The 19,426-nt window shown below is 55.0% G+C and carries 19 protein-coding genes; 12 read left to right on the forward strand and 7 right to left on the reverse strand.

Going from position 1 to position 19,426, the window contains the following annotated elements; all coding sequences use genetic code 11:
* The first annotated feature begins 255 nt into the window (after positions 1 to 255).
* From IC761_RS27840 to IC761_RS27870, 7 genes are all read left to right on the forward strand, one after another.
* Positions 256 to 711, forward strand: a complete 456-nt coding sequence (locus IC761_RS27840; protein ID WP_195799873.1) for a hypothetical protein — start codon at positions 256 to 258, stop codon at positions 709 to 711.
* 139 nt (positions 712 to 850) lie between these two features.
* Positions 851 to 1,879 (forward strand): ABC transporter substrate-binding protein, encoded by a 1,029-nt coding sequence (locus IC761_RS27845; RefSeq protein WP_195799874.1) that lies wholly within the window; start codon positions 851 to 853, stop codon positions 1,877 to 1,879.
* Positions 1,880 to 1,884: 5 nt separating this feature from the next.
* Entirely contained in the window at positions 1,885 to 2,862 is a 978-nt protein-coding gene (locus tag IC761_RS27850; protein ID WP_195799875.1) for an NAD-dependent epimerase/dehydratase family protein, read from the forward strand.
* Positions 2,863 to 3,029: 167 nt separating this feature from the next.
* Positions 3,030 to 4,340 (forward strand): O-antigen ligase family protein, encoded by a 1,311-nt coding sequence (locus tag IC761_RS27855; RefSeq protein WP_195799876.1) that lies wholly within the window; start codon positions 3,030 to 3,032, stop codon positions 4,338 to 4,340.
* Positions 4,341 to 4,440: 100 nt separating this feature from the next.
* Positions 4,441 to 5,097 carry a hypothetical protein gene (locus IC761_RS27860; RefSeq protein ID WP_195799877.1) on the forward strand — a complete coding sequence of 219 codons (657 nt, stop codon included), beginning with the start codon at positions 4,441 to 4,443 and terminating at the stop codon, positions 5,095 to 5,097.
* Between the two features lie 229 nt (positions 5,098 to 5,326).
* Entirely contained in the window at positions 5,327 to 7,615 is a 2,289-nt protein-coding gene (locus IC761_RS27865) for a polysaccharide biosynthesis tyrosine autokinase (protein WP_246791341.1), read from the forward strand.
* A 19-nt stretch (positions 7,616 to 7,634) separates the two neighbouring features.
* Entirely contained in the window at positions 7,635 to 8,381 is a 747-nt protein-coding gene (locus IC761_RS27870; RefSeq protein WP_195799879.1) for a hypothetical protein, read from the forward strand.
* Between the two features lie 91 nt (positions 8,382 to 8,472).
* Here the strand turns inward: IC761_RS27870 and IC761_RS27875 are convergent, their stop codons facing one another.
* Positions 8,473 to 9,651 (reverse strand): polysaccharide biosynthesis/export family protein, encoded by a 1,179-nt coding sequence (locus IC761_RS27875; RefSeq protein ID WP_246791342.1) that lies wholly within the window; start codon positions 9,649 to 9,651, stop codon positions 8,473 to 8,475.
* 157 nt (positions 9,652 to 9,808) lie between these two features.
* A complete protein-coding gene (locus IC761_RS27880) occupies positions 9,809 to 11,179 on the reverse strand; it encodes an undecaprenyl-phosphate glucose phosphotransferase (RefSeq protein WP_283814452.1) in 1,371 nt (456 codons plus the stop codon).
* A gap of 1,043 nt (positions 11,180 to 12,222) precedes the next feature.
* Between IC761_RS27880 and IC761_RS27885 the strand changes: the two genes are divergently transcribed.
* The gene (locus IC761_RS27885; protein WP_195799880.1) at positions 12,223 to 12,531 is read left to right on the forward strand and encodes a hypothetical protein; all 309 of its coding nucleotides are present in this window, start codon (positions 12,223 to 12,225) and stop codon (positions 12,529 to 12,531) included.
* Between the two features lie 192 nt (positions 12,532 to 12,723).
* A complete protein-coding gene (locus IC761_RS27890) occupies positions 12,724 to 13,983 on the forward strand; it encodes a hypothetical protein (protein ID WP_195799881.1) in 1,260 nt (419 codons plus the stop codon).
* A gap of 12 nt (positions 13,984 to 13,995) precedes the next feature.
* Here IC761_RS27890 and IC761_RS27895 read toward each other — a convergent pair whose 3' ends face one another.
* Positions 13,996 to 14,604, reverse strand: a complete 609-nt coding sequence (locus IC761_RS27895) for a transglutaminase-like cysteine peptidase (protein WP_195799882.1) — start codon at positions 14,602 to 14,604, stop codon at positions 13,996 to 13,998.
* A gap of 167 nt (positions 14,605 to 14,771) precedes the next feature.
* Here IC761_RS27895 and IC761_RS27900 point away from each other — a divergent pair, with 167 nt between their 5' ends.
* Both IC761_RS27900 and IC761_RS27905 read left to right on the forward strand, forming a co-directional pair.
* Positions 14,772 to 15,512, forward strand: coding sequence for a metallophosphoesterase family protein (locus IC761_RS27900; RefSeq protein WP_195799883.1), 741 nt, complete (start codon positions 14,772 to 14,774; stop codon positions 15,510 to 15,512).
* 32 nt (positions 15,513 to 15,544) lie between these two features.
* Positions 15,545 to 16,198: a hypothetical protein gene (locus IC761_RS27905; RefSeq protein WP_195799884.1), complete on the forward strand. Its 654-nt coding sequence runs from the start codon at positions 15,545 to 15,547 to the stop codon at positions 16,196 to 16,198.
* Between the two features lie 481 nt (positions 16,199 to 16,679).
* On the opposite strand, the gene IC761_RS27910 is transcribed toward IC761_RS27905, so the two are convergent.
* The 4 genes from IC761_RS27910 to IC761_RS27925 form a co-directional block, all read right to left on the reverse strand.
* Positions 16,680 to 17,096 carry a hypothetical protein gene (locus IC761_RS27910; protein ID WP_195799885.1) on the reverse strand — a complete coding sequence of 139 codons (417 nt, stop codon included), beginning with the start codon at positions 17,094 to 17,096 and terminating at the stop codon, positions 16,680 to 16,682.
* A 50-nt stretch (positions 17,097 to 17,146) separates the two neighbouring features.
* Positions 17,147 to 17,431, reverse strand: coding sequence for a hypothetical protein (locus IC761_RS27915; RefSeq protein WP_195799886.1), 285 nt, complete (start codon positions 17,429 to 17,431; stop codon positions 17,147 to 17,149).
* A gap of 639 nt (positions 17,432 to 18,070) precedes the next feature.
* A complete protein-coding gene (locus IC761_RS27920; RefSeq protein ID WP_195799887.1) occupies positions 18,071 to 18,226 on the reverse strand; it encodes a hypothetical protein in 156 nt (51 codons plus the stop codon).
* A gap of 257 nt (positions 18,227 to 18,483) precedes the next feature.
* Entirely contained in the window at positions 18,484 to 18,891 is a 408-nt protein-coding gene (locus IC761_RS27925; RefSeq protein ID WP_195799888.1) for a hypothetical protein, read from the reverse strand.
* A gap of 331 nt (positions 18,892 to 19,222) precedes the next feature.
* On the opposite strand from IC761_RS27925, the gene IC761_RS27930 reads away from it, so the two are divergent.
* Positions 19,223 to 19,396 (forward strand): hypothetical protein, encoded by a 174-nt coding sequence (locus IC761_RS27930; protein ID WP_195799889.1) that lies wholly within the window; start codon positions 19,223 to 19,225, stop codon positions 19,394 to 19,396.
* Positions 19,397 to 19,426 lie beyond the last annotated feature (30 nt).

Here is a 19,426-nt window from a genome sequence, read left to right on the forward strand (position 1 = left end):
AACTCAACATAGCCGTGGACCTATAGTCCAAAATCCTCACGGCGTTCAATGCATCTCAGATATTCGTTAACTTGATCGCCGGCGTGACCTCGTCGCAGTGTTTCCGGCAGGATGCAAGACAACAATCTGTACTCAAGCATCAAGGAATGCGAATAATTGAAGTTGCGATCTCGGCCCGCGCGTGCATCAAATCTTGCTGTATGTCCCTTAGGTTACCTACGCTCAAGCACACATTCGCCGAAGAGGCGGCTACCGATGAACGCGTCAGACAAAACCATTTTCCGCAATTTCATGCTGACGGTCCTGGTCGCCTGCTCCGCGTCATGCTCGACGAATGCCGTATTGGCCGAGGTGTCGGCCTTCAGGAAGGCAACAGCCCCAATCTCCGGTGGCATCGGCATGGCACCCCGGCCAGCGGACCGGACCGAGGGAATGACGGGGAGTTTTGCGCCGCCCCACAAGACGCCGGATGGCCGTGCCTGCATATCAGTCAGTCCTTTGGTCCGCCCTCAGATCATTAATCCAAAAATCATCGATCAGATCGTCATCGTGGGAAATAACTGCGGCCAGACGATCAAGGTCGAAATTTGCTATGCTGGCAGCACGGATTGCATTACTGTTCCACTTAACGCCTACCAGCGCGTGCAAAGGATACTTGGAATATCGCCGGGCTCCACCACTTTTAGATATGAGTACCGCGAGCTGTATTGAACCTGTCCGGGTTTTATGTGCTCATCGATCCAAATCCCGCGGCACGTTGCTGCATATCAGTTGGCATTGTTCGACGAGCACATTTCCAGCAATGAGGCGATCTCAACAAAGGCCCCGCCAACTTCGATTCAGAGGACAGGTGTCTGCCGGTTTCGCGCTTGCTGGTGTGCTGTTTGCGCTCTTATTTGCTTGGCAGAAGCCAAGTCGGAGCCTAACTTTCGTCAGCAAAGCCGAACAGGCCGAGTATCGTTTAAAATTGAGCGGTCCGATTTCGCTGGCAGCAGCCGGCACGATCGTGGCGATTGCAAACGGCCTGTTTGATGATAGGGGTCTGCGCGTTCATCTTGTTGGCGGATCAAGCGATGATGATAGCCTGTCAGTCGTTGGTGCCGACGAAAACACTATTGCTATCGCGTCGGCCGCTGGATTTCTGAAAGCGCGTGCCAACGGGATGCCGATCATCGCTTTCGCGGCTGCCTACACCGTCAGTCCTGTCCAATTCTTTACCCTCCCTAGTACAACTTTGTTCGAGCCAGCTGATCTGGAGGGAAAGCAGATCGGTTTCATTCCGGATCCCGATGTCTCCAACATCCTATCCGAGTTTATCAGCAGGAATTCTCTGGCTCAGGGCAAACTTCGCTTGGTCGAGGTTGACACGCCATGGCGGGCCCTTCGTGACCGCAAGGCCGATGTTATTTTGGGCCGCTTCGATGTCGATGGGCAGGAATTGGACCGCCGGAACATCGAATACAAGGTCCTCAGTCCCGACTCCTACGGCGTCCACGCCCCAGGTCCCGTCTATGTTGCTAACGAAAAGGCCTTTGCTAGGCGTCGCGAGCTCGAAAAATTCTTGATTGCAACAGCAGAGGGCTGGAACGCGGTATATACCGATTATAACAAGACAATACCGGTTATCGCCAAGTCCATCGACATCACCTTTTCGCCTCAGTTCATTTCCCGATTCCTGGACATACAACGCCGCTTTTTGCGTCCTACCGGCACAAGATTTGGAGAGCTAGATATTAGACGCATACGAGTTCTACAAGAGCAACTCTTACAGCGACGAGTTATCCAGAATCCCGTCGATTTAACGCGTGCCGTTAAGGACGATGTGGTTAAAGAGGCCTACCGCAACCAAACCAATGTCCTCAACCGCATCGAGCCCTGACTAGAATGTCCCCTCAAGCAATAATTTTTGGCGGCGCAGGTTTCATCGGCACACATCTCGCGGCGCGCTTGGTCGCTTCCCAGAGCTACAGCCGGATCGTCTCGGTCGACGTCGGCCAACCCAGGGCCACAGTACCGGGGGTCGAGTATGTGAACCACGATGTGCGGGAAGTTATCGATCCGAGCATCGCGAACGGCCAACCCGCCGACATCTTCAATCTCGCCGCAATTCACGTCACGCCAGGACATCCGGAAGGCGATTACTATTACACGAATGTCTTGGGCGCCGTGAACGTGTGCAAGTTCGCGAACGCCACCAATTCCACGAATTTGGTTTTCACCAGTTCGATTTCGATATATGGGCCAAACGAGGCCGCGCTCGACGAGGGTGCCACTCCGGCACCGGTCAGCGCCTACGGACGCTCGAAGCTTTCGGCGGAGAAGATAAAGCTGCTCTGGCAATCTGAGGGAGCGGCCCGAAAGCTAACCATAGTTCGTCCGGCGGTAATCTATGGTCTTTACGAGCGAGGAAACTTCACGCGCCTTGCTAGAATCATGGCAAGGAAGGCCTTTATCTATCCGGGTCGCACCGATACGATCAAGTCTTGCGGCTATGTCAAAGATCTCGTTTCATCGATGCTTTACATGTCGTCCCGCAATGAAGCCGTATCGATCTACAATTTTTGCCATGAACACCGATATACGATCAGCGATATCTGCACTACATTTTCACGTATTGCCGGTTATCAACAACCACGGTTGACTATTCCGATCTGGTTCATGGATTTTGCGGTATTACCTTTCGAGGTCTTGCATACGGCTGGCATCAAAACAGGCATCAACCGCGATCGAGTGAAAAAGCTGTGGTTCTCCACCAACATTTTGCCGAAACGCCTAGTGGAAAGCGGCTTCAAGTTTTCGTATGATTTGGAAAGCTCACTCATGGAATGGAAACGGGAATCGAGTCTAAAGGACTTCGATTGATGTCTCTCCCGGATCGCTTACGATCTCATGCTACTAGCGGAAGAACCGATCCACAGTACAGTGCAAACGGCAGCTTCTTCGCAGGAACGCTAGCTCGCTACGCCGACGCTTCAGCAACGTGCGGCCTCTGTGCGATAATCGCCCTCGCGCCACTTCCATTCGGCTCCATGGACGTGCGAATCATCGGGTTCTGGGTGCTGTTGCTGTCCGGAGTGCTCTTGCTGGCGAGCATACCCGGGACGAACTTGCGAGATCTAGTTTTCTTGTCTGGTTTTGCAGTGGTCTCTTTGGCCTGGGTGATCGTCATCAGTCAACAGTTGGGTACGGCCCACCCCTTGTCGAGCCGGCTCACAACGGCGATCTGGGATCAGGCTTCGGTCCTGCTTGGAGAGCCCCTAACTGATTCTGGTTCGACAGCGCGAAATCAGCCCTACTTCTCGGCCGGATCACAAATCGCATGTCTCGTGTCGATGTTATCCGGGTATCTGATTGGTCGAAACCGCCGCAACGCGCGCTTTCTGTTGATGTCCTTTTTGGGATCCGCGCTGATCTACGCGATCGAGGGCCTCGTCGAGTTCGCGTTATTGCCAAACTTGGTGCAATGGCAACAGAAATACAACTATCTGAGTTCCGTCACAGCGACCTTCGTCAACCCGAACGTGGCCGCAACCTACTTTGGCGCGGCAACCATCGGATGGTTTCTGGTTGCCATGAACTTAAGGCAACACCGCCCCAGCGAGCCGTTGCTGCCATGGCGCGAATTGATCCTGTCCTTCCTGCACGCCACCTCACCGCGGAAAGTGCTCTATCCGCTGGCGTGCTTTGTGGTACTAGCGGCGACAATGCTAACAGGATCGCGCGCAGGATCCGTACTGTCGCTAACCGCACTCTCCGGTGCTATTGCAACCTGCTTTCGCCAGGAACTGCGCAGACGCCGGCTGCTTTGGATCGTCCCGATCGCAGCAGGGCCGCTGGTCGTAACAACAATCTCCCTTCTGGCCCCCCGGGCCAGCGAGCGATTTGGCGTGCAGGGCTTTTTCGACTTGGGACGTTGGTACACTTATGGATCAACTCTCCGTATCATCGAAGACTTCCCGTGGCTAGGTTCCGGTCTTGGAACCTTCAGGTGGGTTTTCCCAGCCTATCGGAGCGGAGAGATTCCATCTTACGGAATTTGGGAGCAGGCTCATAATACCACCCTGGAGATAGCTGCCGAGATGGGCATTCCCTTCGCAGCTGTCCTCGTGACGACTTGGGGGGCAATTCTTCTGGTACTGGCCCGAGGTATGCTTTCTCGCAACCGTGACGCAACATTGCCGACTGCAGCGTTCTGGATTGGTTTGTTGGCGGTTGCGCACTCGCAGCTTGACTTTCCTTTGCAGATTCCCGGCTTTTCTCTCGCGATTTGTCCCATTCTGGGCATGGGGATGTCGCAATCTTTCTCTAACAAATCTAAGCAGTTAACCTATTCCTATTGAAGCTTCCGGCTCACTGTACAATCGCCTAATTTTCGTTTAAAAACACGCAATTAGCACGGGTCAGATACAGGCGAGAACTATGAAAACTTTAGGATGCTCATTGCGCTTCAGGTTGATCTATTCGGCTGTTTGTGCGCTCGCATTCGGTGCGCCGGCAACCGCCTTCGCCGCGTGCGTCAACGATCCTGACGCAGCACAAAAAGCTGCTAGTTTTACCACTAATCCCTCCTCCCTGCTTCAGGGACCAAGCGGCCCCCGTACTGCTGACGAAGTCACTGCCGACGTGCAAACCTTTGTCGCCTCGTATCCTCAGGCGTTGCCAGCCGTGCTTGGAGTCTTGAAGGACCTTGCCGGCAAGGGAGCCTCGACGGCCGCCCTCCAGAGCGCGATTGGGAGCGGGCTTGGTAAAGCAGCTAACGTATGCAAGACGACGGACTTGACTTTCTCACTCGAAATCCAAGGCGATCTCGGCGCGACCGGATCGACAGACGCGAACACGCAATATGCTGCGATTACCGGCAACGATCCGACTCGAAGCGTCGCGTTGTCTGGTGCGGCATCAGGGTCATCTGGCGGCTCCGGTGGCCAGACGACTCCGACAAGCATATCGGGGTTCAGCTCGCCTGCGCAGACCTTTGTAGCGAACAGCGTTTCCAACAATCCGACGAGCTATTTTTCCTCAAGCGTCAGCGGCGCGAGCTCGGCTAGTGGAGGAACAACGACTACGTTCGTCTGTACAGTCTCGGGGACCTGCTAAGGACAGATGTCTCTTGATCAGGCTTAGACTCCAAGTCCGGCACCTCGATTTTTGCTTCCGAACGCCGGTTGATTTGAGAAGCCGCGGCTTCGATTTACTCAAGTAGGCGCGCCGAATGCTTCAAGCACGAATATCATCTCCCCCCGAGGCATCGACCCACGGGGTAGAGTCTACGCTTGACCAGAGTTTGTCCTCGGCGATTGGCTTGATCGGCAGGCAATATCCAGTAATGATCATTACCCTGCTGGTGTGCTTCGGCCTGATCGGCACCTATCTGTTGGTAGCGCCAAAGCGATACACTGGTACCGCGGTGCTAATGATCGACAGCCGAAAAATGCAGGGGCTGCAAACCCAATCGCAGCCTGGGACGGACAATCCGATCGATTCCGCAATGGTTGACAGTCAAGTCGAGGTCCTGAAATCAGAGACCATCGCTTCTGCAGTGATCCGAGATCTTCGTCTACTTGATTCGCCCGAATTCATGAGCGCTGGGGGAGGGGTGCTGGCCGGACTGTCACAGCTTTTCGCGGACCTGTTTCCGGAACAGAAGCCATCAGACCTTGAACTAATGCGGAACGCAATCTGGCAGATTCAAAATGGGCTCACGATCAAGCGTGTGGGCCTCAGCTATGTGATCGAGATTGCCTACCAATCTACGTCGCCGGACCTTGCGGCACGAATCGCAAACGCCATTGCCGAGAACTACATCACCGACTCTCTCGAATCAAAGTACCAGGCATCGCGGCGCGCTGCTGTCTGGCTTCAAGATCGATTGAAAGAACTTCGCGCACAAGCGTCGGCTGCCGAGCGTTCAGTTGCCGATTACAAGGCGAAGAACAATATCGTAGACGCGGGCGGCCGTTTGCTAACCGAGCAGCAGCTCGCCGAGATCAACAGCGGATTGACTGAAGCTCGCTCCAAGCGTGCGGAGGCTGAGGCCAAGCTACAGCGCATTACCGCTATTCTAAATGCCGATGAGAGCGATTCTAAGGTTATTCTAAACGATCTCGCTACCGTCAATGACTCGATGGCGAATCCCGTTATCAACAAACTGCGTCAGACTTATCTTGACTATGCGGCGCGAGCGGCGGACTGGGCCAATCGCTACGGACAGACGCATCTTGCCGTTGTCAATTTACGCAATCAGATGCGGGAAATCCGACATTCCATTCTCGATGAGCTGCGTCGCACAGCCGAGGCATACAAAAGCGACCTCGAGATTGCTAAGACGCGTGAGGAAGCAGGTCAGAAGAGCCTGAACGACACGATTGCAGTATCAAACGACACGAGTCAGGCTCAAATCGTTCTGCGAGATCTTGAAAGTAACGCGCAGAGCGCTCGTGCGCTCTCCGACAACTTCCTCCAACTCTACATGGTGTCCGTACAACAGCAATCTTTTCCGATTACTGAAGCGAGGGTCATTACCCAGGCATCGGAGCTGTCCTCGCCCAAGACCTCGCCGAAGACAATTCTAGTTCTCCTCGCAGGAATCGTCGGCGGCGGTATGATAGCCAGCTTGGTCGCGATCTCGTTGGAGATGTTGGATCGCGTTTTTCGGACGGTCCAACAGGTTGAACGACTCCTCCAGACAAATTGCCTAGCTTCAATCCCGGCAATCGAGCTGCCGGCCGAGGCCCGACCGAAAGGGTCGTTGCGGTTCGTCACGAGATGGAGGCTCTCTTCCAAGAAGGAAGGGCGAGGCGGTTCGCCGATGCAGCGTTTCGACCTACCGGTGGAACCGAAATTGCCCGGTACTGGCGAAATAGAACCGAAGTCACCTGAGGAACGCTCCCTCAAATCGAATGACAGTGTTGGACGCTACTCAATCAACGCGCCGTTCTCCCGCTTTGCCGAATCCCTTCGCTCGATCAAACTGGCCACAGATCTGAGCAACTTTGGGACACCACGCAAGGTCGTCGGGATCACGTCCGCTCTCCCCAATGAGGGGAAATCAACGGTCAGTGAAGCCTTGGCGCAAACCACTGCGCAAAGCGGTTTGCGTACCCTCCTCGTTGATGGCGACCTCCGCAATCCGAGCCTGACCCATCGCTTAGCAGGGTCAGCAAACGCCGGCCTGATCGAGGTTGTCTTCGGCAAAGCTGATTTGAAGGATGTACTTTGGATCGATCCGCAAACAAATCTTCATTTTCTTCCCTGCGTGGCGACATCGCGCTTCTCAAATTCAAGCGACCTATTGGCTTCGCCCCAGATGGAGAAATTTTTCCAACACCTTCGGGAGCAGTATGATCGCGTAATACTCGACCTAAGCCCATTGGCCCCAGTAATTGATGTTCGCGCGACCGGCAGCCTCGCCGACTCCTACATTCTGGTCATAGAATGGGCTAACTCGAAAATCGATGTTATAGAGCGGGTGCTCAAGGAGACCCCCCTTGTGAGCGAGCGCATGCTGGGAGCCACTCTGAACAAGGTTAACTTGGCGGCGATGAGTCGTTATGACTCCAATAGCGGCGGCTATTACCGCAACCAATACTATAAGCGCTATGGTTACGTCGACTAAGCGACTGCACCGCCGGTCATTGCTTGGAAATGCCGCCTGCAAGCTGATAGCCGCCTCCGTAGCTCTCTGCTCCGCCGCATGGGCAGTTTCTTTATTTGCCAACAACACGCAGGAGGTGCAGCTAAGTCAGATCGCCAATTCAGTGCTTTCTGGTGCACCTTTTCAGCACAATCCTGTCTCAGAAGCGGTGCTGTCGACTGTCGAGAATCGTGAGTTTTGTAATCCACGGGAAATCCGAGCGGCAGCAATCATACGTCTGCGCCTCTATGAGGTGGCAGTCGCGTCACTCGATACTCGCCTTGCGAATGAGCGGTTAAGATCCCTTCGCTCAGCTGTCAAAAAAGCGCTTGGATGCGTCCCAACGGACGGCCTTCTCTGGTTTATCGATTACTGGAGTGCCCTTAATGAGGGCGCTCGGATCGGCGATCATTCCGAAGAGCTACGAATGTCCTATAGATTTGCACCATACGAAGGCTGGATCGCACTACGAAGCCCCTACGTGCTCGCCATATACGATATCCTTCCTCCGGACTTACAGGAGTCCGCACGCAAAGAATTTGTCGCAATCGTGCGGACGGGCCTGATCCGTGACGCCGCCAAAATCCTTAAGGGAGCCGGCTGGAGGCACCGCGATCTGCTGATCGAGGGATTGGAGGCGGTACCTCTTGAATTTCGTATCCAATTGGATCGCACCTTGCGCGCCCAGGACATAACAGTCGATATTCCAGGCATCTCACGCCCGGAATTCAGGCCTTGGCGAAACTGACTTAACCCAGCCCCAAATCCCGCAGCAGGCTGTCGCTCATAAGCCATCCTGAGGAGAAGCTCAGGACGCACAAACTCCAATTGCTCCGACGTTACTGCCGGAGGTTAATCTTCAGAATTTGCGCATTATTTGCCGTAACGACGGTGTCGTTAGCGGTCGCAATCACGACGCGAACAAACTGCAGGAACTTCGCCGTGTCGACAGTCGCTGCGTTGGCCGCGAATAATACGTCCTTGTCTCGCATGTCGAACTTCGTTGCCAGGAAATATGCAGCAGGGTCACGAAAGTCTGCGTTGTAGACGATCGGCACAGTCGGCCCCACATATTTGGAGCAATCGACACCTAGCCGCTCTGCGAGCTCGCGCGGCTCGCGACGATAAACATATACGCCGCTGGGCTCAGCCTGAGCGTCGAGCAGGCCACCAGCCTTTGCCATGGCTTGGGCCATCGAGATCTTCCACATGTCGAACGGGAACTGGCCCTGCGCGCCCGATGCTCCAAATGCCAGAAATATCTGGGGCTCGCGATATACATAGATCGTGTCGCCAGGGTGCACCCAAATATTGTTGGCCGGCTGGTAAACCAGCGCACCGAAAGGAACCGTTGCTCGCTTCCCCGCACGCTCAAGCGTTACCCAAGTCTCCCACCCCTGTCCCTTGGGGCCGCCGGCGCGGGAAATGACATCAAGGATGCGCTCTCCGGCCGCATTTGCCGTTAGGCGCGTGGGCGCGTTCACCTCACCCAAGACGCTGATAAGAGATGTATTCTGTGTGATAAGCGAGACGACGACTTGTGGCTCAATCGCTCGATTGCCGATCGCTTTGACAATATCTTGCTGAATTTCACTCGGCGTCCGGCCCGCTGCCTTGATGGCACCGGCGTAGGGAACCGTGATGAACCCAGCCGAATCAACATTTTGATTTGGCAGTGCAACAAAATTACCTGGGCGCACACCGGCTTCTGCAGGAATGAAGAGACCACCAGCGGCCGCTTCGAAGATCGACACGGCGACAACGTCGCCGACGCCAAACTTGATTGACGGCGGCGGGCGATTGTCCGGGAACGAGCCTGCGATGGCCCCGGGGCCGTATTCCTTGAGGATATCGACGATCGTCGGCGTGAGCTTAACTAGCCCGTATTCGGGGCCGGCCCTAGTAATCTCGCTCTTGATAACGTGGTCCTCGGGACCCGACATCGGCATAATTGAGCATCCTGCCGAAGCAAGCAGGACAGCCGAAAGCAAACCGACCAGGACGAAGCCCCGTTTCAACACACCAGAGTCCCCAATTAATCAGCCCCGAAAATCGGCGAATTCCCAAGGTGAGTCAATGAAACCAAGGCCCAAACCATCGCCACAACGACAATAACCTAGAAGTTGTTGCATCGTGGTTACAGCGTACCTTGTCTCTCACCCAGGCAGGGACTCATCAATAGGCACTCCGGCGGTTCGTGATCTCCAAGCAGGTAAGCAGGAGGATCTTAAGGTCTAGCGTCAGGCTCCAGTTGTTGATGTACCAGAGGTCGCAATCGACCCGCCCTTTCATCTGCTCTACCTGTGCGGTCTCTCCCCTGAAACCTCTGACTTGGGCCCAGCCCGTAATGCCCGGCTTAACATGGTGCCGGAACGCGTAGTCCGACAGCAATTTGCCGTAGTGGCCATCGTGGGCGAGAGCATGCGGCCTCGGTCCCACCAGCGACATTTCCCCTAAGAGAACGTTAATGAGTTGAGGAACCTCATCAATGCTACTTCGGCGCAAGAGCCGCCCGACTCGAGTAACGCGCGGATCCGACCGCTTCGCTTGGACCACTGTCGCACCGTCCTCCATCACGGACATCGTTCGGAACTTGAAGATAGGAAACTGCTTGGCATTGAAGCCATTACGTCTCTGCCGAAAGAAGACTGGACCAGGCGAATCCAGCTTGATCGCGATTGCGCTAAGGGTCATCAAAGGTGCGAGCAGAACGAGCCCTACTAAAGCTCCGCAGACGTCGAGGAGGCGCTTGGCAAGTTGTTCCGCGCGGGACAACGGTCCTCGCTGGATCTCCACAGAAAGCGAGTTCCGCAGCCTAAACGATGGATTTCCGGCCAACGAGCGAATCCGGCGATCTGGCAACAATTGGACCGGAAGCGGGGAGATCCTAAGCCCGTCACGGACGAGTTCAATCTTGCGAGTGTCGTTCCACGGAAACGCCAAGATGATGTCTTCGGCCGCATGAAAGCGCGCTACGACAATAGCGCGCTCAAGCGCCGCGGCCTCGCCAACACTCATCGCAAACCCGCTACCTCGTGCGGAGGGAAACACCACTCGTTCGATCTCAGTAAGACCGAATTTTTCGAGCAACTCTTCAACGCCGAGCGAGGCCAATTCTTCGTTTGTGCCTAGCAAAATCGCTCGTCGCCCTCTAACCTGCCCATCAGCCACTACATCCGACACAAGTCGCCTCGCCAACCGGCGACATCCCACTAGTAGGACCGGGGCAAGGAGACCAAAGCAGACTACTGAACCGCGAGAGTAAACAGCACCACTCTTCATAAGGAAGGCCAGCAATGTCATCAGAAGGCTGACCAGCGACCACTGAGCAAAGATACGGCCCAGGTCCCTTCGATTCTTTGCAAGAGCTGCGCGAAGATTGTACAGCCCCGTCGAGGAACCTATCAAAACATAAAGCAGCGCAGCGACAGGACCGACACCGAGAAAAGGCTCAAGGTGACTGAGATCTCCATTGGCGACAATCTGGTATAAACCTGTCCCAACGACGCTCGCAAACATGATCGCCGCGGCATCGAACGAAGCCATAAGGTGTCCCAGAGCCGAATACGGGACTTTGACGCCAATCCGGCGACTTGGTGGCTCTCGGATACAGGATGGTGAATTGTCTCCACTCGTGTCCGGCAATATGGGCTGGCTCTCCTCCAAATTAGCTTTCGAATCCGTCGAGATTGAAGTCTGAGGGATCAAAATCGCCTCCTAACTATACCGACATCGAAATTTAACTGTCTTTTACTCAACAGATCACTAGTGATACCGCAATGCAATAAAATAACGCAGCGCACTAGATCAAATTTGAATGACCGCAACTGCTAATGCCAAAATGTTAAGCACGGAGTCAAGTTACGGTTTTTGCAACTGCGCAGCCATCAGCCAGAGGCGACATGAGAGGCATCCGTTACTTGGGCATAACCTTAGCGCTGCTGTTCATAACTGCGGCGCGGTCCGAGGAAAACTCACCTACGCTCCAGGGGTGTGTTGCTGGCGTAGGCAGAGATCGGCAGCGAGAATGCGACAGGCAAGTTTTCAACCAAATTGGTTCAACTAGCAGTGTCACGACGCTTGACGGCGGATGGCAACTAGTGAGGACCAAGAGCCCTTCAGGGGGACCGGATGCTGTTTCTGTCATGCACGTAGCGGATTGGAAGAAGTCTGATATCGGACTTGCAGGCCTTAGCCTCCAGTGCAGCCAACAAGGGATCGAGGTCATTCTGATAACTCTGGAGCGCATGTCACGGACCGATCGGCCTCAAGTCACTCTACGGCCTGGAACTGGCCAGACTGTAGAATTTGAGGCATCTGCCGTTCAGGCCGGCGATGCTCTTTTGCTGCCGCGATACGCTTCTGAACTTGCACTCGGTGGCTGGACGTCCGCAACCGAGCTCTCCGTCGACATCAATGGGAAGCCCACACCGATCCGTGGAATAATTCCGATTGGGGGACTTGGCGCCGCGGTCCGCGTCCTAGTTGGCAATTGTCCCGCGCGGTAAAAGATCGCCCCTACCCGGAGAGGACCGCGATTGACGGTTCCTTAGGAAACTGGGTGGGATGATGGCGCCGGAGAGAGAAGAATGATCCCGGCTGCCATATTTCTATTTCTCACGGGCGCTGTCTTGGCGTGGCGCTTTCGCGTTTGGATTCTTGTACCCCTTAGCTTGATCGCAATCGCCATCACCGTTTCCATCCAACTCGCGCTTGGCGTCTGGCTGTCGACCGCCTGCGGATATGGGGTCGTGCTTGGCCTCATGCCACAACTTGGCTACGTTTTCGGCGTATTGGCGCAAAGCTTGTTGCTAACGCGCTCGGTGGCGCAATCGCCCTCTCGAAAGGCCTCTGTGGCCATGCTTTACAAGCAAGCATCGGTTGACCACCCCCGTTAGATATCGAGAAGCGCGTCCGCACATCCCACTGGGAATGACTGACTAAACGGCGTTTGGTTCGATCGGATCCACATGCCATAGTATCTAACGTTGACTGAATCCGCCCAAGTTAGTCCAATCCCATCGTCATTCTCAAAGTTTCCTAATTTGTTCATCGCCTTTGCTCTCCTAATCATACAATTTACTGCCGTCATGGTCGCGCTGATCGCAGGGGGCGTCTTCGTCGAGCATGCGGCATATTTGCTGGCTAGCTTGACGTTGGGATGCGCAGCGGCAGCTTCGTCCGCGGCTAGTGTTGTCGCAGTGGTATCAAGACTTCGGCGCTTTGTCCCGGCTATGGTCTTTCCGATCATCTGGATGTTAATGCAGATTGTGCCCATTTCAACTGGTTCAGTAGCAAATCCAATCTGGTCCGCAACGGCACTGGCGCTAAACGAGCCATCACTCCGTGGTCATATCAGTATAGATGCAGGCAGCACCTTAGGTAGTCTGATATGGTATCTGACCATCCTGTCAACGATCGTTTCGACGGTCGTTCTCACCATGGATCGGGCTAGAGCTGAGACGACGCTTTTCGCCCTGACAGCTGTTGCGACATTAATTGTGCTCACAAGATTGGCGTGTCAGACTAGCGTCGTCGCGAACTTGGGACTCGACATAAGGGCAGCGCGCGCGTTGCCGACGGTGGGCCCAATTGCCGCGCTTGGAGGCGTGGCAATGATTGCCATGGCGGTGGAGCGAAACGCAAACCGCGCCGGCTCTGACACTAGCTTCATCGTTTCATTGCTGCCTCAACTGCTTTTAAGCATTGCGGGCATCGTCTCCGCCTTGATGCTGATGACGGACCTTAACGAGAGCAACTTGCTTGCACTGACCGTACTCGGATTTGCTGTGATAGCACTTGTTGCAATTGTCCGGCGGTTGAGGGTTCCTGCTTGGTCATCGGCAATCTTAGCTGGAATTCTTGTGAGCGCCGTTGCAGCGGCAATGGTCTCGTTGGCACAAACTAAACCGACACTCGACCTGCTAAGCGCAGTTGAAAAAACCACCGGGCAGGGCTCTCTGGCAATTATGCGTCGCATCTTGACCGATTCATCCTGGCTTGGAGGAGGTGTCGGGACGTTTGACCAGATTTCGAGAGTCTACCTGGATTATGGAGCTCACGGCGCCCCTCCTCTTCCCTCAACGGCAGCTTTGGTCGTCGTCGAGTGGGGGCGCCTGGCACTTCCAATTCTCATCGCATTTTCGCTGCAGCTCTTCTTTTACACTGTGAACGGAGCTGTAAGCCGCGGAAGGGATTCTTTTTTCGCGTCCGCGACGGCGGCGGTCGTCATTGTCGCTATGGGCGAAGCCTTTGTCGATCCAGGGATGCTCAATCCGCCAATCCAACTCCTGCTAGCGGGGATGGTCGGTCTTGGCATTTCGCAAAGTATGGGCAAAACCAAAGTCTAGCGAGTCGAAAGCTCAAACTCTCGCACTGGCTATTGTTGTCCAGAGCTTCGAGTTGGGCATCTGCATTCGCACCCAGCGGTAGGGAACGCGAGACCAAGGCTTTATCTGTGATGTCATATTATCAAGCACCAAATCTCCACTCTTGGTTCGCACAACTAGAATGAGGTGATGCTCGCCGGAATTGACGACGACTTCGCTTAGCAGCAACACACGTGCCGGCCAGCCGCGCGCAAGTAGTTCATGCCGCTTACTAACCGCATAGTCATTGCAATCGCCGCGCGCCGGGTTAATTAGCCACTGCTCGCCAGAAAGACCAAGGTCATTGCGCTCAGGAGCAATCTCATGATTAACCTTGTTGTTAACCTCTTTGAGATCTCCCAACCGTTCCTCGGTCAGTCTCAACGGTCCGCCCCGAAATATCGGTTTCGTACGGCAGTCGTCTCGGTAACGTAGGCAGAATTGCGTATACGCCATCGGTGGAAGCGTTGGCGTCTCCATCCTGATGCGCTGGATCGCGGACTGCAGCCCCACAGGCATTCCAATAAGCCCGGCTTGGACCGGCTGCTTGGAGAAGAGCACCGCTCCGACGGCCAGTGCTACCAAGATCGAAAGTTTGCGCATAGCTTGATCCCCATCGCGTTAACGGGGAAACTAGCGCTAACAATTTGATATTCTGCGCGATTTCGTCCATCAAATTGAAGCGAAATGAGGGTATGATGTCAGCGAGATATTTACCAAACCAGCGCTCTGCGCGTGGCCAGCGCAACATCCTCATAAAAGTTCGGTAAATGCTACGATTTTCGAAATCCTACCGTCGGGCGCGAAAGCCAAGGCTACCGAACGGGCTTCGCATTTATGCAATTAGCGATATTCACGGCTGCGCTGATCTGCTTCAGCAGATGTTCACCGTTATCGACCGCGATCTCGGCACCATTGGTTCAAGGCGCGCGATCCATGTTTTTCTCGGCGACTATATTGACCGTGGCCCTGAATCGCATCGGACAATCGAATTGTTGATAAGGCGTAGCATGAAGCACGAATCGGTTTTCCTGAAAGGAAATCACGAAGCCTTTCTTCTAGACACGCTAAACGCGCCTTCCCAGCTCCAAGATTGGAAACAATTCGGCGGGCTCCAGACGCTGACGTCGTATGGACTTAAACCTTCGCTCAACCCTGATCCCGCAGAACAAGCTCAATTGATTCAACAATTGGCATCGGCAATTCCACCCCATCAGCATAAATTCTTTAACAGCTTACGTTTGCGTTTCGTGTGTGGAGATTTCTTCTTCGTACATGCTGGCGTGAGGCCGGGTGTCGCCCTGGCACGACAACAAGAGCAGGATATGCTATGGATACGCGAGGAGTTTCTGCAGAGTGAAAGGAATTTTGGAAAATACATCATCCACGGCCATACCCCGGTTCAGCGACCGGATGTAAGACCTAACAGAACCAATATCGACACGGGCGCTTATGCGACGGGCAATCTGTCGTTGTTGGTGCTTCAGGACGACAGTCTGCTCGCACTCTGATCCAACCCACCAATCCTGCTTTTAGAAGAGCGATGAATTCAGTTTCTAATTTTCGCATCTTGCTTTTCGCGCTCGCCTCAACGGTTTTTTGTTATGGGGTTATCTCCGGGGCGGCGGAAATTGTGGTCGTTGCGCGACCTGATTTTACAACGAATTCGACCAGCTCCTCCCCTTTACGGACAACGGCTGCGGTTAAGTGGCTCGAAGCAGTTGCACCACTACGCTCCGACTTAGCAAGCAACCAGATTTTGGCGGTGGCGTTGCAACGGATTCAAGAAAAGGACGCGAACCCTCAGGGTGAGGATAGTGGCGTCAACCTGCTTATAAAGAGCACGCTAGCCGTAAAGCCATACGACGCGGACCTGTGGCTCGCACGCGCAATCCTCGAGTCCCGACAAGATGCCAACGGACCGGATGCGGCAGAAGCGCTGAAGATGGCTTACTTAACCGCACCAGCCGACGCCCAGCTGATGCCTTTTAGACTTGACACAGCAACTCGATCTGATGCCCTCGCCGACCCCGATCTGCGTGAGTTTGCGCGGAGCGACGTGCGCCTTATGGTAACTCGACAACCAGATCAAAAGGGAGCCATCGTTTCGATATATCGACGAGCCTCACGCCGAGGCAAAGGATTTTTGGAGGATGCGATGCAGAACGTCGATCCAACATTTTTGCTAGGTCATTAGCCAGACTGCTGAGAGCCAAAATCTCGCGAGATCGCGTCAAAGGGTGAACGGCGGCCGCGGGTGTGTATTGCCCACCGTTCGGGAAGAGGCTAAGATTCCGCCAAACGGGGAAACTGCTATGCGCTTACTCTTCGGACTACCCCTTCTTATCTTAGGGTTATCAGCATCTTGCACGCCTGTTTTCGCGGCAGACTATGCAATTCCTCAAGTCCAAGCGCGTCGCGTATCGAGTATTCCCTATATTGACCGCGGACCTAACCCATATTGCGGTCCTCGCTGCGGTTGCCCAATCGTGGTGCATGTCCGCCACAAGAGCCTCCACCAGGCCTATTCGTACGGCTTCGACCCCCGCACTAGAGACGAGCCCAACTACTACTATGGCGGAGTCCGAACTTATGCCCGTTACGCGAACCCGGCTTATCCGGAGGGCGTTCTGCAGTACTAGACAGATGTCTATAATCGCTATGCTCCGTGGGAACGTCTATTCCTCTGTCACTCGCCTGAACTCCGGAAACCGGCTCAGCATCGCTGCCTTTAGAAACTTGAAGTGAGCAATCAAGGAGCCGAGTTCCTTTATCCGGCGCTGGCCGTTGAGTATCTCCTTGTCGAACAGATCCTGGTGATGATTGTCCAAGGCCTCACGCTCGAGATATTCGTCGTCCCCGTTGCCGAAGGTCACGGCAGCCCGCGCTAGCACGTCCTCGACCCGGCGGTTGAGGCCTGATTGCTCGCGCTCGGCCGCGTGAAGGGCCTCCTCGATCGCGATCCTGATGGTTTCGATGCGCGACTGATCCGTCTCGGCATCACGCTCGGGTGAGCGCGCGCGAAACTCCTGCTCGGCCCGGCTGTGGCCTCTCAGGAAGTTGTGGGTGCGGGCCCGCAGGAACAGCTGGAACATGCGTGCATTTTCCGGTTGAAGCGCCAGACCAGAAAATGGGTCCGGGATGGTTAATAAAGGCTGAAGCTTCCGGACTGCACGTTGCGGTTTTGCGCCATCCAGGCCTTCCAGGCGCCTTCATGCTTGGCGTACAGCTCCTGCCATCGCCGCTCACCCGCGGCCGACCACAGCACGCCGCTGTTGCGCACGGCATGGCCGGCCGCCAAGCCCAGGACCGGCTGGCTATCGAGCCGTTCGAATTCGAACGTCTCTTCGAAGGTCAGTCCGATCAGGACCCGCCGCCCGCCCGCATCAACGAAATATCGCCGCGGCGCGTTGTTCCTGAGCTCAGTCATAGCGCGCCGCCCCCCTCGATATCCATGGGCCGCTTAACGAATCGAGACGTCGGCCATAGGCCCAAACGAATAACGGTGCACCGACAATCGGTACGACCAAAGCAACGAGCCGAATCATCAACACCGATCCCCAACTCGACAGCGCGCGAGAACAATCAGTCGATTTCAAATGCGAGCGCAACCTAGGCCACTACCGGTCCGGCAGACAACGGCAGCCGCGGTTTAACCTAACCGGACATGGTTACTCCGCCCCCGTGCATTTACCCTCGTTTCAGTTCACTTGAAGAACACGAAAATCGTATCGCCCTCTGGTTGTGCATCCTTAGAATGCTCTCCGAGGAACTGGTCGAGACGTGGAAGAACGGTAGGGTGCGTACAGCTGATGCATATGCTTTCGCTTGCGCGACTTCGACGCGCGCGTGATGTAGCCAACACAGAAGCCCGTAAAAAAGATCATGGTCACGATCACGATTGGCATCATTGGGAGATCTTTCCATTAGCGGAACGTTTTCCTCCTCCCGGTTGCAGCATTCTCATCATTCAGTTGTGTCGACACAATGATGATCGCCGCCAATTTCGTCATCAAGAGCGAGAAATATTGGGCATCAACCTGCTTGAGGATTAGTCGTCCGCTCGCGATCAGCCGATGAACCACATGATCGATCTCACCAACAACAGCGTGATGAAATAGACCCAGCCGGCCATCGCGATCAGCACAACGCTGAAGAACGCGCCTTCGAATGCACGTTCTCTGATCTTTGCGAGAGGCAGTGCCGCCCAGGCTTTTTGAAGCATATCTGCGCATCCGCTTGATCGTTTGCGCGATCATAGGCGCACGAATTCGACGATCTCATGACGCGTCGTCGCGAGAAAGGCAGCAATGCATCGTCGAGAGACAATTCGCTAGCACCATGCATGCACGCATCATGATTGAATGAATTATGAACCGGCGTTGTTACGACGGTCACGATTGCGCGTACGATATTTCGATTCGCATCGAGCGAAGGGAACGAGGCGTGAGCGCGCAACAAAATAAGTGTCGCGCAAACCAGCTAGCGCGGAGGCAACGGCACCAAATCTGCAGTCTGCCCATCAGCGCCGGAGCGGCCTCGAAACAGGAATAGGCCCTTGTCTGTCGAGACGATGTCCCCCGGCTGCAGCGTATCGTCGCTCAATACGCGCCGGGTGGCTATCTTCTCCGGCGGTTCCGGCTCGAAGGTCCGGAGTGGCGCATTGAGCTGCCAATCCCGTCGTGCCTGCACAGCGCGCTTGCGTGCATCGTCAATTCGGCGCTTCCAGTCCTCGCGAGAAACAAGACTATCCGGGGAATGAGCAAGATCGCTGGCCTGATCTTCGGCGGCCGGAGGCTCCGTCGATACGTCGTCACCCGCATGCCCCTGTTCGCTCCAAAGCTGAAGCGCCACAACCATCACCATTGCAGCGACGAAATCTATTCTCATGCGACTTGCCGCGCTCAACCAGCCATTCTGAGCGAATAGTAGTCCATTGCAATCCGATGTCTGCCGACTGCCGGATCGAAGACGGAGAGAGCCGCTTCGGCTTCCGCTGAAAAACCCGTGGTTGTACGGAGCATCGGACACCAATTTCATCCCGGTAAGGTTGAGCAGTTAGCTTAACCCGCGGCTTTTGTTGCGAAGTCTCGCCGATCGCATATCCATCTCCGCACCGGGCTCCCCCAAGCCCGGCCCCACCCAAGCAAAGCCGCTGAGCGAACATGGGTCCGCTTGGCGGCTTTGTCGTTGTGTCGATGCGAAGAGGAATTTTTCGGTTATGGCGCGCAAGCCCTGGTCATTCAAGGAAGACCGCCGGCTGATGGAATTGGCCAAGTCTTCGATTTCGCTGGAAGAGGCAGCGAAGCAGCTCGGGCGTTCGCCTGATGCCATCAAGCGCATGTCTTTGCGCTTGGGTCTTTCCCTAAAATCAAAGAATGGCAAAAAGACTTGAACCTGAACAAGAGCAAGTTGCTGCTCACTT

This window comes from Bradyrhizobium commune, assembly GCF_015624505.1.
Taxonomy (GTDB): domain Bacteria; phylum Pseudomonadota; class Alphaproteobacteria; order Rhizobiales; family Xanthobacteraceae; genus Bradyrhizobium; species Bradyrhizobium commune.